Source organism: Sphingopyxis sp. NJF-3 (assembly GCF_053514865.1).
Map to the genome: position 1 here is coordinate 1,586,735 of NZ_CM130726.1, position 12,085 is coordinate 1,598,819.

Below are 12,085 nucleotides of genomic sequence, written 5' to 3' on the forward strand. Positions count from 1 at the left end.
GCCGCCAGCAGCACGGAACCCCCCTCTCATGCTGGCGGCGAAAGGGAGAATAGACGTGCATAACGAATTGAAGCGCCCGAAGGCGAAGCCGCTGCCGACCTTGCTGACCAAAAGCGATGCGATGCTGTTCGCCGCCGATCAGCTTGAGCAGCATATCAGCAACCTCGAACTCGCAGCGATATTTGCCGACGCTTTCAGCAAGAAGCCGCTTGAGGCGGATGATGAAAAGGGCCGGGAGGCGCTGGACGAAATCCGCACTCTTACCAGTGGGATTGTCGACAAAGACATTCAGGTCGCTGCGATGCGCGACGCCGCCAAGGAAATCCGGGCGATGGCGAATGAAGCCAAGTTGGCCGATGCCCGCGCAGCCCGACAAGGCATCGCCGTTTCCGCCTGATCAACCAACAAAGGGAGTAAGCCAATGTTCGGACTGATGACCGTGAAGGCGCATGAGGCGATTGCGGAAGCAAACAAGGGTCTCCTGCGCGATATTATCGCAGAGCGCGCGAAAACGAAGCGGCTGGCGGCGCTTGTTGAGTGCCGCGACGCCGAAATCGCCGACCTCCGCCCCGACGCCGAAGCCATGCGCGCCAAGCGGAAGCGTGACCGCGAGCAGAAGGCGTCGAAGAAGGGGGTGGCGTGATGTCGGATTCCCTCGTCGCCTTGATCGCCCACGAAAAGGAGGTCCGCGAGCGCATCGCCAAGCATGACGCCGAAGCGGTTGCCGAGCGGAAGCGCCTGATCGCCGCCCATGAAGCCGTGCGTCACCAGATAGGCAACGCAAAGGCCGGGCTGGACAATGATCGCATCGCCAATGCGCTGTCGATCCTGAAGGTCTATGGCTCCTACACGAACGGCGGGCAGGACAAGGCCAGCGTCGTCCGTGATGCTGTCGACTGGCTCGCTACCGGCAAGTGCGCCGCCTATCGGGGCCTCGACCAGCTCGACTTCGGCACCAAGTCCTACGACCGCTGGTATGGGCAGCGCAGCGACCATGAATGGGGCGGACCCGCGCATGGCAGCATCATCTTCCGAGTCGGACTCAAGGACCGGAAGGCCGAACTCACCGAAGAGCAGCGTTCGGACGCGATCTACTTCCTGCTGAATATCGAGGCATGGGAGCAGGCGCGGGCCAAGGCGAGGGAAGCGGCCTGACCATGGGCGCCCCGGTGAACCACAAACGCATGAAGGCCAAGGCAGGCGCGCCGCCGACAGCGGCCGAGCGCCGCCATATGGACCGCGTTGCCGGTTTGCCGTGCCTCGTGTCGGGGCAGCGCCCGGTCACGCTCCACCATGTCACCGGGTACGCCGACCGCATGGGCCGTTTCTCGCGCTCGCATCGCTGGGTCGTCCCTTTGCTGGCCCGCTTCCATCTCATCCAGAACGGGCCGCACGAGAGCGTCGAGCGCCTGTCTCACCAAGGCTTCTACCAGTGCCATGGAATCGACCTGCTGAAAGAGGCCCGCCGCCTCGAATACGAGAGCATCGAACTCGGCATTTTACCGGAAGGATCACGCTGATGTGCGTCAAGAAAGTCCAGGCATGGGATCATGCCGGAAAGCTGTTCCCGACCGAAGAAGAGGCGCTGCGAGAGGCGCTCAAGGACATCGCCGCCAACCTGATGAAGGACCACAGCGCCAAGCTCGACGTCGGGCTGCTCGCGGTCAGCCCGAAGCTGCGGTCGGTGCTGGAAAGGCTGGACGCTATCGAGAAGGCCAAGCCGAAGGTTGCTGAGCCTGCCGCGCGGTTCGTTGACGATGCGGTGAAGGAGGCGGCGTGATGGTCGATCAGAAAGCAAAGGGCGCGCCGGTCAGCGATTGGAGTTGGTGGGTCGGCTCGGACGAATCCATTGCGGACGAAGGCCTCTACGATTTGCACGAAACCGGCTCGCGCGAAGATGCGATTGAATGGGCCGAGTGTCACGTCAATCCGGGCGACCGCTTCCATATCATTGAGGCCCGAACCCGCGCGCTGACCAGCGATGACGAGTTCATGCCGTTCGTTTCGACCCGCTGCCACGCGGTGTTTGTCGTCGACGAAAGCGGCGATGCCCAAGAGGTGACGGAATGACCACCGCCAACCTCAAAGCCGCCGCCCGCCTCGCGCGTGAAGCATCGGAAGCGGGTCGAGCGCAGCCGGTGGGCGCGGAAGATGCCTGTCGATCGGCGGGAGATGGTGCTGTGAGCCGCGAGCAGGAAATCGCCGCGATCAAAGCCGACTGGAAGCGACTGGTCGACAGCTTTGCAAATCAGAACTCGCAAGGCGCGTCCTTGGCGGTGGCCCTTTGGGCGACGCTCAACATCGACAAGCTGATCGCGCTGGCGGAGCAGGGTCGATGAGCCTCGCCAACCTCCGCGCCGCCGCGCGCCTCGCCCGCGAAGCATCGCAGGGACGGCGGACTATCGAGCTGGTCCTGACCGAGGAAGGTCTGCTCGTGCGCGGGTGGACCGTCGTAGACCCCGAGTTCAAGCGTCGGGCCTCGCGCGGCGTGCCATGGCCCGAGCTATCCAGCCCCGCTGACCTCGCCTCTAACGCTGTCATCCTTGTCGATCGCGAGCTTTCGGCGATGGAAGGGGCGGGAGCATGACCTTTCGCGCATCCGGCAAGCAGGTCCTGAAGGATGGCGCTCACTACGCCGATGCCCGGACAGATGCAGCGGCAATAGCAATTGCCTCGGCGCTCAACCTGCCGGCCGAACTGGACGCGCGCGCCAGCCGTGCAAATCGCGTGGGCAACCGATCGGCCGCCCGGATCTATCGCATTCTCGCCGATGATATTCGGGCTGGGGTGATGGAGGGATAGATGGCAGAGAATACGCGCATCGAATGGACCGACGCGACTTTCAATCCGTGGATTGGCTGCACCAAGGTCAGCCCCGGGTGTGACAACTGCTATGCCGAAGCACTGATGGATGTTCGTCATGGTCGGGCGAAATGGGGTGCGGGCAATCCGCGCTCGCGGACAGCGCCGTCAACATGGGCGCAGCCATTGAAATGGAACCGCGCGGCAGAGAAAGCCGGGAAGCGGGCAAGCGTCTTCTGCGCGAGCCTTGCTGATGTCTTCGACAATGAGGTCGATGATAGCTGGCGAGTAGACCTTGCCGCGCTCATCCTCGCCACGCCGATGCTGGACTGGTTGCTGCTGACGAAGCGGATCGGCAATGCGTCTGCGATGCTCGCTCGCATGTTCTCCATTCCCGGTGAGCCTCCCCGCAACGTCTTTGTCGGCGCCACGATGGTCAACCAGCCCGAGGTCGATCGGGATTGGAACAAGCTGATGGAGGCGAAGCATCTTTATGGCGTAAAGGTGTTCGGGTCATTGGAGCCGCTTCTAGGCCCAATCGAACTGCCGCCATTCGGCTCGCCCTACATTGATGGCGTCATCGTCGGCGGCGAAAGCGGCCATCAATGCCGCATCATGCATCCTGATTGGGTCCGCGATTTGCGGGATCAGTGCGCAGACTATGGCGTTGACTTCCATTTCAAGCAGTGGGGCGAGATCGGTCCATACGATTCCCGCGAGCCTCATCATCATGTCTTCTGGGTCGGGCTAGACGGGCATGTCTATGGAACGCCGCCGGCCGATGCCGTGCCGATGGTCCGCTGGGGAAAGAAGCGCGCTGGTCGGCTACTGGACGGGGTTGCGCATGATGCGCTGCCTTGGCGAAAGGCGATAGTATGACCGCGCCATATCTCGACACGCATAAGGCGATCATCGGCACCAGCGGGGCGGGAAAGACCGTCACAGCCAAGGATGAGGTCGAAACGCTGCTGCGCGAACATCGCCACGTCGCGATCATCGATCCGACCGGCGCGTGGCATGGTCTGCGCTCGAACGCGGCTGGCGACGGCCCCGGCTTCGGCATCCCGATATTCGGCGGCGATCATGGGGACGTGCCGGTAGAGCCCGATCAGGGCGAGGCGGTCGGCAACATCATCGCGGGCGGCGTGTCGGCGATCGTGGACGTCTCCAACATGGACGGACGCGACCAACGCCGCTTTGTGCTGGGGCTGATGCGCGCGTTGCGCCGGAAGCCCAAGGGCAACTTCCATCTGATCGTCGACGAGGCGGACGAGTTTGCGCCGCAGACAGCACCCGATGATTTCGGCTTCCAGCTTGCCGAGCAGATGGCTTGGGTCGCAAAGCGGGGCCGCCTCGCGGGCTTCGTGCTGACCGCGATCACACAGCGCCCGGCCGACATCACGAAAGCCGTTCTGTCGCAGGTCCAGACGATCATCGCGCACCAACTCATCGCGCCGCAGGACCAGAAGGCTATCGACGACTATCTGAAGGCGAACGGGGACGCGGCGACCCGCAAGACGGTGATGGCGTCGCTCGCCAGCCTCGATCGCGGGGAACGCTGGATATATTCGCCGCGTCTCGGGCTGCTTGAACGGGGCGTCACGCCAATGCCCTCGACCTTCGACAGCAGCCGGACGCCAGAGCCGGGCGAAACGCCGGTCGAGCCGAAGATGCTGGCGCAGATCGACCTTGGGGCGATCAGGGAGGCGCTGGCACCGAAGGCCGATAGCCACGAACAATCATCAAGTTCGACCCCGACTTCATCAAGTGAAGTCGAGAAAGAGCTGCGTGACCGCATCACCCAGCTCGAAACGCTGCTCCGCGCGGCTGAGACTGGACGTGATCGGGTGCGCGACGAGCTATATGCCGCGCTCGAATGGCAGAAGATGATCCGGGAGGCAGTGAATCGCACGGATATGCCAGCGATTCCCGCCGTTGGTGCTTCCGTCCCCGCGCGCGAACCAGCACCAGCGCCCGTTAAAGCCGCTCCACCCCGGCGTCAGCCGCGCCCTGCACCGGTTGAAGGCAGCGATGAAGGGTCCCCGCTGCCGCTATCGGGTGCTGCCAGCCGCATGATCGACATGCTGGACCGCATTTCACCGGCCCGCGTGCCGTGGGGCTCGCTCGCGGCGATGGTTGGCATTAAAGCGCGCGGCGGCAACTTCAACACTGCCCGCAAGGCGATGCGGCAAAGCGGTGCGATTGTCGAAGATGGCGATTTGGTCACGTCCGCAAAGCCCGCGCGCGAAGGGATGACCAGAGCGGAGGCATACGACCTTTGGCATGGCGCGCTTACGAACCCCGCACCCCGGATGATGGACACTCTGCGTAACGGCCCATTGTCGCGCGCGCAGATTGGTGAAAATCTCGGGATTGCGGCGAGGGGAGGGAATTTCAACACCGGCATCGCGCAGTTGCTCCGTAATGGGGTCGCTGTCGAGAGCGGGGGAGTGCTTTTTCTCGCTGAGACACTGCCGGGGGAGCGGCCATGACCCACGCGCTCGACCCGTTGCAGCCGCATGTTCTTTGGAGGGCGGGGAGGTGAATATGCAATCTCACATCCTGCCCGAGCACGACGTTCGGCCCTATTCGGTGCCCCAACTGGCTGAGCGCTGGGGCTGTTCCGACAGCATGATCCGCAAGCTCATCAATCAGGGCGATTTGCAATCCTTCCGAATCGGTGCGCTTATCCGCATCAGCGCAGCCGAAGTTGAGAGGTATGAAAAGTGTCCAGTGGAACCGAGCAACCCTATTCAGTCCAACGATTCCGGGGAGGATTTGCCCTTGTCTGGTGGGAGCGTTCAGACGACGACCCCGAAGCGGAGCCGAAAAGGCGTCGCACTCAACTCGCCGCGCAAGATCGCGCGAGCGCGGAGGCGGAAGCCCGCACTGTCTGGGAAGGGGCCGACGATAGTGCATGGACCGTGGGCCGAATCATGACCGGCTATATCGCCTCAATCGCGGATAAGCCGTCGCACGGCCGAACGAAGGACGCATGGAAGGCGCTCAAACCTTTCTGGGAGAACGTCGAGCCGGACAAGATCGACCCCCAGATGTGCAAAGACTATCGGGCGATTCGGAACGTCGGCGACGCGACCGTCCGGCTTGAACTGATGAAGGTGTCGACCGCGCTCAATTGGGCGATGAAGTCGCCCCGGAAATACATCACCGATCGCGGTGAAATGTGGTTGCCGCCCAAGTCGGAACGCAAGACCAGGCATTTGACGCGAAGCGAGTTTGACCGCTTCCTCGAAGGCATGGTTGCCCCGCACGCCAAACTCTACGCGCTGATCGGTCTGTTCACATGCGCGCGGCCCGGCGCGATTCTCGACCTCACATGGGATCGCGTCGATTTCATGCGCGGTCAGATAGACCTCAATCCCGCCGGCCGCGCCCAAACCGCGAAGCGCCGCCCGGTCGTTCCGATCGGCAATCGGCTGATGCAGGCATTGCAGGAGGCCTATGCCGCGCGCACGTCAATCTATGTCGTCGAGCGGGCAGGGAGGCAGATCGGCAACATCAAGAAGGCGTTTCAGGCGGCGTCCGAAAGGAGCAGTGTCCACGCAACGCCTTACACTTTGCGCCACACCGGAGCGGTCTGGGCGGCCGAAGCTGGGATACCGATGTCGGAATTGGCGCAAATGCTGGGCCATGACGACGACCGAACGACGCAACAGCATTACGCTCGCTACTCGCCGGGCTATCTGAAGCGCGTCGCGGATGCGATCGAGCAAGGGAGAATTAGCGCATGAGGTTCAATAAGAACCGCCAACCCCTGTCTCTTTTGGGGCAAAATTGGCGGAAATACTGGTCGGGGAGAGAGGATTCGAACCTCCGGCCCCTGCCTCCCGAAGACAGTGCTCTACCAGGCTGAGCTACTCCCCGACCGATCCTGCACCGGCGGACCGGCGCGAAGGCAGGGCGGTCCTCTAGACGGGCGTTTCGCGAACTTCAAGCGCCAATCGGCACATCGCGTACGATTGCCGTTTCTATAGCAATCGGCCGCGGCGGAAGCTGAAGTGACCGCTCTCGACGAAAATCAGATGATCGACCAGGTCGACATCGAGCACCGCCAGAAAGGCGGCGGCTTCGCGGGTGCAGTCGATGTCGGCGCGGCTGGGCCGCGGGTCGGCGGAGGGATGGTTGTGCGCCATCAGTACATGCTGAACCCCGCGGCCGAGCAGATTGTGCCAGCATGGCGGAGCGATCGCGCAGCGCCCCGCTGTCCCTTCGTCGATCCGTTCGAAGGCGGTCAGGCGCTCGAAGGCGTCGAAAGCGGCGAGCAGCAAAATTTCGCGATCGGGCGCGAAACAGGGACGCAGCAACTGGCGCGCGATCTCGTCTTCGTCCGTGCGCGAGGCGAAACCGGCCATCGTCGCCGGGTCGGGAGCGCCAACGGGTTCGCACTTGGTCATCGCGCCGTCTTGCGCGACGCCGCCGCATTTCCCAACCGGCGACTGACCCGGAACGGATCGATGCCGCCGGGTGCTTGCCGCGCCCCGGCGCGAGGCTTAGCAAAGGCGGGAAACCCGGGAGCGATTCTTGCCTGATTCCATCCATTATGAGCTGCAATATCTCGACCTGATGCGACGGATCTGGGTCGAAGGCGACGAGCGCGTCGACCGCACGGGCGTCGGCACACGGTCGCTGTTCGGCGAAACGATGCGATTCTCGCTCGCGGACGATGCAATCCCGCTGCTGACGACCAAGCGCGTCTATTGGAAGACGGCGCTTCGCGAGCTTTTGTGGTTCCTGACCGGCGACACCAACATCCGTCCGCTGGTCGCGCAAGGCGTACGTATCTGGACCGACTGGCCGCTCGACCGCTACCGCCGCGAAACCGGGGACGAGATAGGTGCGGAGGATTTCGAGGCGCGCATTTTGGACGACGCCGATTTCGCCGCGCAATGGGGTGACCTGGGGCCGGTCTATGGCCGTCAGTGGGTCGACTGGCCGCGCTACGAGCCGGCGGAGGGCGGACTCTATCGTCGCGCCGAGCGCGGGTACAACCAGATCGCGGCGCTGATCGAGGGGTTGCGGAGCAACCCCGGATCGCGGCGCCATATCTTCACCGGCTGGAACGTGGCCGACCTCGATCGCATGGCGCTGCCGCCCTGCCACATGACCTATCAGTTCCACGTGCGCAGCGACGGCGGACTGTCGTGCCTGCTGTTCCAGCGCTCGTGCGACCTCGGACTGGGCTTCGCCTTCAACGTTTTCGAGGCGGCGCTGCTGACGCGCATGATCGCGCAGCAGTGCGACCTCCGCGCGCACGAACTCGTGTGGACGGGCGGCGACGTGCATCTCTATCTCAACCATGCCGACCTCGTTGAAGCACAGCTTTCTCGGATTCCCGCAGGCGCCCCCAAGTTGCGCATCCAGCGCCGTGCAGAGAGCATTTTCGATTACCGGTTCGAGGATTTTGCGGTCGAGGATTATGCGCCGCAGGCCCATATTCCGGCGCCCGTCGCGGTCTGAGCGGCGGGCATTGCATTGGTATGCGGAAAGCAATAATATGTCGCCACATTGAAATATAACGGCGCTGCGATTCGCGCCTCGAAGGGACGAAGATATGCCCGAAACGCCCCCCGAGCGGAGAGTGGGGAGCCCGGCGAGCAATCTGCCGCCGCTGTCGCTCCATATTCCCGAGCCGCGCTATCGCCCCGGCGATACGCCCGATTTCGGCGATATCGAGATTCCCGCCGTCGATGCGACGCCGCGTCCCGGCGAAGCGACCAGGCCCGACGCGATGCGCGAGCTTTGCTATGGCCTCGTTCGCGTGCTCGATTTCGATGGCGAGGCGAAGGGGCCTTGGGATCCAAAGCTGACCCCCGACCGGCTGCGGACGATGCTGCGCACCATGATGCTGCTCCGCGCATTCGACGACCGAATGTTCCGCGCCCAGCGGCAGGGCAAGACCAGCTTCTACATGAAATCGACCGGCGAGGAGGCGACCTCGGTCGCCTCGACGATGGCGATCGACCGGACCGATATGGTGTTTCCGAGCTATCGCCAGCAGGGCATTTTGATCGCGCGCGATTATCCGCTGATCCAGATGATGAACCAGATTTATTCGAACCGCGGCGATCATCTGCTCGGGCGACAGCTTCCGATCATGTATTCGGCGCCCGAGCACGGCTTCTTCAGCGTGTCGGGCAATCTGGCGACCCAATATCCGCAGGCGGTGGGCTGGGCGATGGCCTCGGCGTCGAAGGGCGACAGCCGGATCGCGACCGTCTGGTGTGGCGAAGGTTCGTCGGCCGAAGGCGACTTCCATTCGGCGCTGACCTTCGCGACCGTTTATAACGCCCCGGTCATCTTCAACGTCGTGAACAACCAGTGGGCGATTTCGAGCTTCTCGGGTTTTGCCGGCGGCGAGCGCACGACCTTCGCGGCACGTGCGGTCGGCTACGGCATCGCGGGCCTGCGTGTCGACGGCAACGACCCGCTCGCGGTCTATGCCGCGACGCAGTGGGCGGCGGATCGTGCGCGGACCAACAATGGCCCGACGCTGATCGAGCATTTCACCTATCGCGCCGAAGGGCACAGTACCTCGGACGATCCGAGCGCCTATCGCGCCGCGCAGGAGGCGAGCGCCTGGCCGTTCGGCGACCCGATCGCGCGGCTGCGCCAGCATCTCGAACGGCTTGGCGAATGGGACGCCGAGCGCCACGAGGCGCAGGCGAAGGAACTCGACGACCTCGTCAAGACGACGCAGAAGCAGGCGGAAAAGCTTGGTATTTTGGGGCATGGCATGCACCAGCCGTTCGAGACGATGTTTCAGGACGTGTTCGAAGAGATGCCCTGGCACCTCAAGGAACAATGCGATCAGATGCTCGCCGAGCAGGAAGCGAAGTTCGGCCCCGACTGGAAGCCCGAATGATGGCGGACGATACCAAGACCATGAACATGATCGAGGCGATCAACAGCGCGATGGACGTCATGCTGGGCCGCGATGACAAGGTCGTCGTGATGGGCGAGGACGTCGGCTTCTTCGGCGGCGTGTTCCGCGCCACCGCGGGGCTGCAGAAAAAGCATGGAAAGACCCGCGTTTTCGACACGCCGATCAACGAATGCGGCATCATCGGCGTCGCGGTGGGCATGGGCGCCTATGGCCTGCGTCCGGTGCCCGAAATCCAGTTCGCCGACTATATCTATCCGGGGCTCGATCAGCTCGTTTCGGAGGCGGCGCGGCTGCGCTACCGCTCGGCGAACGATTTCATCTGCCCGATGACAGTGCGGACCCCCTTTGGGGGAGGCATCTTCGGCGGTCAGACGCACAGCCAGTCGCCCGAAAGCATCATGACGCATATCTGCGGCGTGAAGACGGTGATCCCGTCGAACCCCTATGATGCCAAGGGGCTGCTGATCGCGGCGATCGAGGATAACGACCCCGTCGTCTTCCTCGAACCCAAGCGCATCTACAACGGCCCGTTCAGCGGCTATTACGACCGCCCGGTCGAACCCTGGTCGAAGCATGAAGCGAGCGCGGTGCCCGAGGGCTATTACCGCATCGACCTCGGCAAAGCGGCGACGGCGCGCGAGGGCGAGGCGGTGACCGTGCTCGCCTATGGCACCATGGTCCATGTCGCGAAGACGATCATCGAGGAGATGGGGGTCGATGCCGAGATCATCGACCTGCGCACCCTGCTGCCGCTCGACATCGAGGCGATCGAGGCGTCGGTGAAGAAGACCGGACGCTGCCTGATCATCCACGAGGCGACGCGCACCTCGGGCTTCGGCGCCGAGCTCGCCGCGCTGGTGCAGGAACGCTGCTTCTATCACCTCGAGGCGCCGGTCGAACGCGTGACCGGCTTCGACACGCCCTATCCGCACAGCCTCGAATGGGCCTATTTTCCCGGCCCGGTGCGCATCGCGACCGCGCTGACCAAGATATTGAAGGACTGACGTCATGGCCCGCTATTCATTCCGTCTGCCCGACATCGGCGAAGGCATCGCCGAAGCCGAGATCGTCGCCTGGCACGTCAAGGTCGGCGACCGCATCGAGGAAGATGCTCAGCTCGCCGACATGATGACCGACAAGGCGACCGTCGAAATGGAATCGCCCGTATCGGGGATCGTCGTCGAAATCGCGGGCGAGGTCGGCGACCTGATCCCGATCGGATCGACGCTCGCGGTGATCGAGACCGACGGCGAGGCCCTGGAAGCGCCGGCCGAGGAAGCCGTCGAAGAAGAGGCTGTGGCGGAAACGCCGGGGGCGGAAGAGGTGTCCGACGTCGAGGTTGCGAAGCCAACCCCTGACCCCGTTCGGGCTGAGCCTGTCGAAGCCCGGTCCTTGCCTTCTGAAGAGAAGAACGGCCCTTCGACAGGCTCAGGGCGAACGGGACATGGAAAGTCGGTCTTGGCATCCCCCGCCGTGCGCGCCCGTGCCAAGGATCTCGGCGTCGACCTGTCGCAGGTCCACGCCGAAGGCGAGCGCATCCGCCATTCCGACCTTGATGCCTTTCTGCGCTACAGTGCGGGACAGGGCTATCATGCGCCCGGCGCCTCGCGCGCGCGCGCCGACGAGCCGGTCAAGGTCATCGGGATGCGCCGCAAGATCGCCGAGAATATGGCGGCGTCGAAGCGCGCTATCCCGCACTTCACCTATGTCGAGGAAATGGACGTCACGGCGCTGGAGGCGATGCGCGCCGACCTCAACGCCAATCGCGGCGGGCGCCCGAAGCTGACGATGCTGCCCTTCCTGATCGTCGCCATCTGCCGCACCATTCCGCAATTCCCGATGATCAACGCGCGCTACGACGACGAAGGTGGCGTGGTCACGCGCTATGGCGCCGTGCATCTCGGTATGGCGACGCAGACCGACGCGGGACTGATGGTCCCGGTGATCCGCGACGCGCAGGACAAAAATGTCTGGCAGCTCGCGAGCGAGATCAGCCGCCTCGCCGAAGCTGCGCGCACCGGCAAGGCGAAGGTGGAGGAACTCACGGGCGGCACGCTGACCGTGACCTCGCTCGGCCCGCTCGGCGGCATCGCGACGACGCCGGTGATCAACCGGCCCGAGGTCGCGATCATCGGCCCGAACAAGATCGTCGAGCGGCCGGTGTTCGCCAAAAATCCTCAGGGGGGCGACGACATTCGCCGCGCCAAGCTGATGAACCTGTCGATCAGCTGCGACCACCGCGTCGTCGATGGCTGGGACGCGGCGAGCTACGTCCAGGCGCTCAAGAAGCTGATCGAAACGCCGGTGCTGCTGTTCGCGGATTGATCCAAAAACCGTCGCCCCCGCGAAGGCGGGGGCCGTTGTCGGCCTTGCCCTTCG

General features: G+C 63.8%; 18 protein-coding genes and 1 tRNA gene. 17 read left to right on the forward strand and 2 right to left on the reverse strand.

Going from position 1 to position 12,085, the window contains the following annotated elements:
• The first annotated feature begins 55 nt into the window (after nucleotides 1-55).
• From ACOTSS_RS07755 to ACOTSS_RS07815, 13 genes are all read left to right on the forward strand, one after another.
• Nucleotides 56-397, forward strand: a complete 342-nt coding sequence (locus tag ACOTSS_RS07755) for a hypothetical protein (protein WP_448690925.1) — start codon at nucleotides 56-58, stop codon at nucleotides 395-397.
• A gap of 36 nt (nucleotides 398-433) precedes the next feature.
• The gene (locus tag ACOTSS_RS07760) at nucleotides 434-643 is read left to right on the forward strand and encodes a hypothetical protein (RefSeq protein ID WP_448690926.1); all 210 of its coding nucleotides are present in this window, start codon (nucleotides 434-436) and stop codon (nucleotides 641-643) included.
• Nucleotides 644-663: 20 nt separating this feature from the next.
• Nucleotides 664-1,155 carry a hypothetical protein gene (locus ACOTSS_RS07765; RefSeq protein ID WP_448690927.1) on the forward strand — a complete coding sequence of 164 codons (492 nt, stop codon included), beginning with the start codon at nucleotides 664-666 and terminating at the stop codon, nucleotides 1,153-1,155.
• Between the two features lie 29 nt (nucleotides 1,156-1,184).
• Nucleotides 1,185-1,520 carry a hypothetical protein gene (locus tag ACOTSS_RS07770; protein ID WP_448690928.1) on the forward strand — a complete coding sequence of 112 codons (336 nt, stop codon included), beginning with the start codon at nucleotides 1,185-1,187 and terminating at the stop codon, nucleotides 1,518-1,520.
• Entirely contained in the window at nucleotides 1,520-1,780 is a 261-nt protein-coding gene (locus tag ACOTSS_RS07775; RefSeq protein ID WP_448690929.1) for a hypothetical protein, read from the forward strand. The genes ACOTSS_RS07770 and ACOTSS_RS07775 overlap by 1 nt, the downstream gene beginning before the upstream one ends.
• Nucleotides 1,780-2,070: a hypothetical protein gene (locus ACOTSS_RS07780; RefSeq protein ID WP_448690930.1), complete on the forward strand. Its 291-nt coding sequence runs from the start codon at nucleotides 1,780-1,782 to the stop codon at nucleotides 2,068-2,070. The genes ACOTSS_RS07775 and ACOTSS_RS07780 overlap by 1 nt, the downstream gene beginning before the upstream one ends.
• Nucleotides 2,067-2,339, forward strand: a complete 273-nt coding sequence (locus tag ACOTSS_RS07785; protein ID WP_448690931.1) for a hypothetical protein — start codon at nucleotides 2,067-2,069, stop codon at nucleotides 2,337-2,339. The genes ACOTSS_RS07780 and ACOTSS_RS07785 overlap by 4 nt, the downstream gene beginning before the upstream one ends.
• On the forward strand, nucleotides 2,336-2,587 hold the full coding sequence (locus tag ACOTSS_RS07790) for a hypothetical protein (protein WP_448690932.1): 252 nt from the start codon (nucleotides 2,336-2,338) through the stop codon (nucleotides 2,585-2,587). Before ACOTSS_RS07785 ends, ACOTSS_RS07790 begins: the two co-directional genes overlap by 4 nt.
• A complete protein-coding gene (locus ACOTSS_RS07795) occupies nucleotides 2,584-2,802 on the forward strand; it encodes a hypothetical protein (protein ID WP_448690933.1) in 219 nt (72 codons plus the stop codon). Before ACOTSS_RS07790 ends, ACOTSS_RS07795 begins: the two co-directional genes overlap by 4 nt.
• Nucleotides 2,803-3,681: a phage Gp37/Gp68 family protein gene (locus ACOTSS_RS07800; protein WP_448690934.1), complete on the forward strand. Its 879-nt coding sequence runs from the start codon at nucleotides 2,803-2,805 to the stop codon at nucleotides 3,679-3,681.
• Entirely contained in the window at nucleotides 3,678-5,294 is a 1,617-nt protein-coding gene (locus ACOTSS_RS07805) for a hypothetical protein (RefSeq protein ID WP_448690935.1), read from the forward strand. The genes ACOTSS_RS07800 and ACOTSS_RS07805 overlap by 4 nt, the downstream gene beginning before the upstream one ends.
• Nucleotides 5,295-5,433: 139 nt before the next feature.
• The gene (locus ACOTSS_RS07810) at nucleotides 5,434-5,742 is read left to right on the forward strand and encodes a helix-turn-helix domain-containing protein (protein WP_448691304.1); all 309 of its coding nucleotides are present in this window, start codon (nucleotides 5,434-5,436) and stop codon (nucleotides 5,740-5,742) included.
• Nucleotides 5,739-6,554 (forward strand): tyrosine-type recombinase/integrase, encoded by an 816-nt coding sequence (locus ACOTSS_RS07815; RefSeq protein WP_448690936.1) that lies wholly within the window; start codon nucleotides 5,739-5,741, stop codon nucleotides 6,552-6,554. Before ACOTSS_RS07810 ends, ACOTSS_RS07815 begins: the two co-directional genes overlap by 4 nt.
• Before the next feature lie 56 nt (nucleotides 6,555-6,610).
• On the opposite strand, the gene ACOTSS_RS07820 is transcribed toward ACOTSS_RS07815, so the two are convergent.
• Nucleotides 6,611-6,687, reverse strand: a tRNA-Pro gene (locus ACOTSS_RS07820).
• Between the two features lie 104 nt (nucleotides 6,688-6,791).
• Nucleotides 6,792-7,217, reverse strand: a complete 426-nt coding sequence (locus ACOTSS_RS07825) for a JAB domain-containing protein (RefSeq protein WP_448690937.1) — start codon at nucleotides 7,215-7,217, stop codon at nucleotides 6,792-6,794.
• 169 nt (nucleotides 7,218-7,386) lie between these two features.
• Between ACOTSS_RS07825 and thyA the strand changes: the two genes are divergently transcribed.
• The 4 genes from thyA to ACOTSS_RS07845 all read left to right on the forward strand — a co-directional run bounded on the left by thyA (nucleotide 7,387) and on the right by ACOTSS_RS07845 (nucleotide 12,031).
• On the forward strand, nucleotides 7,387-8,280 hold the full coding sequence (gene thyA, locus ACOTSS_RS07830) for a thymidylate synthase (RefSeq protein WP_448691305.1): 894 nt from the start codon (nucleotides 7,387-7,389) through the stop codon (nucleotides 8,278-8,280).
• 94 nt (nucleotides 8,281-8,374) lie between these two features.
• Complete coding sequence (locus tag ACOTSS_RS07835; protein ID WP_448690938.1) at nucleotides 8,375-9,685, forward strand: thiamine pyrophosphate-dependent enzyme; 1,311 nt, start codon at nucleotides 8,375-8,377, stop codon at nucleotides 9,683-9,685.
• 20 nt (nucleotides 9,686-9,705) lie between these two features.
• The gene (locus tag ACOTSS_RS07840) at nucleotides 9,706-10,710 is read left to right on the forward strand and encodes an alpha-ketoacid dehydrogenase subunit beta (RefSeq protein WP_448691306.1); all 1,005 of its coding nucleotides are present in this window, start codon (nucleotides 9,706-9,708) and stop codon (nucleotides 10,708-10,710) included.
• Between the two features lie 4 nt (nucleotides 10,711-10,714).
• Complete coding sequence (locus ACOTSS_RS07845; RefSeq protein WP_448690939.1) at nucleotides 10,715-12,031, forward strand: dihydrolipoamide acetyltransferase family protein; 1,317 nt, start codon at nucleotides 10,715-10,717, stop codon at nucleotides 12,029-12,031.
• Nucleotides 12,032-12,085: the final 54 nt, after the last annotated feature.

Bases quoted from the DNA above. Each gene is read 5' to 3' on its own strand.
- ACOTSS_RS07760 (WP_448690926.1), top strand. From the start codon at position 434: ATGACCGTGAAGGCGCATGAGGCGATTGCGGAAGCAAACAAGGGTCTC.
- ACOTSS_RS07770 (WP_448690928.1), top strand. From the start codon at position 1,185: ATGAAGGCCAAGGCAGGCGCGCCGCCGACAGCGGCCGAGCGCCGCCAT.
- ACOTSS_RS07775 (WP_448690929.1), top strand. From the start codon at position 1,520: ATGTGCGTCAAGAAAGTCCAGGCATGGGATCATGCCGGAAAGCTGTTC.
- ACOTSS_RS07780 (WP_448690930.1), top strand. From the start codon at position 1,780: ATGGTCGATCAGAAAGCAAAGGGCGCGCCGGTCAGCGATTGGAGTTGG.
- ACOTSS_RS07785 (WP_448690931.1), top strand. From the start codon at position 2,067: ATGACCACCGCCAACCTCAAAGCCGCCGCCCGCCTCGCGCGTGAAGCA.
- ACOTSS_RS07790 (WP_448690932.1), top strand. From the start codon at position 2,336: ATGAGCCTCGCCAACCTCCGCGCCGCCGCGCGCCTCGCCCGCGAAGCA.
- ACOTSS_RS07795 (WP_448690933.1), top strand. From the start codon at position 2,584: ATGACCTTTCGCGCATCCGGCAAGCAGGTCCTGAAGGATGGCGCTCAC.
- ACOTSS_RS07800 (WP_448690934.1), top strand. From the start codon at position 2,803: ATGGCAGAGAATACGCGCATCGAATGGACCGACGCGACTTTCAATCCG.
- ACOTSS_RS07805 (WP_448690935.1), top strand. From the start codon at position 3,678: ATGACCGCGCCATATCTCGACACGCATAAGGCGATCATCGGCACCAGC.
- ACOTSS_RS07810 (WP_448691304.1), top strand. From the start codon at position 5,434: ATGATCCGCAAGCTCATCAATCAGGGCGATTTGCAATCCTTCCGAATC.
- ACOTSS_RS07815 (WP_448690936.1), top strand. From the start codon at position 5,739: ATGACCGGCTATATCGCCTCAATCGCGGATAAGCCGTCGCACGGCCGA.
- ACOTSS_RS07825 (WP_448690937.1), bottom strand. From the start codon at position 7,217: ATGACCAAGTGCGAACCCGTTGGCGCTCCCGACCCGGCGACGATGGCC.
- thyA (WP_448691305.1), top strand. From the start codon at position 7,387: ATGCGACGGATCTGGGTCGAAGGCGACGAGCGCGTCGACCGCACGGGC.
- ACOTSS_RS07835 (WP_448690938.1), top strand. From the start codon at position 8,375: ATGCCCGAAACGCCCCCCGAGCGGAGAGTGGGGAGCCCGGCGAGCAAT.
- ACOTSS_RS07840 (WP_448691306.1), top strand. From the start codon at position 9,706: ATGAACATGATCGAGGCGATCAACAGCGCGATGGACGTCATGCTGGGC.
- ACOTSS_RS07845 (WP_448690939.1), top strand. From the start codon at position 10,715: ATGGCCCGCTATTCATTCCGTCTGCCCGACATCGGCGAAGGCATCGCC.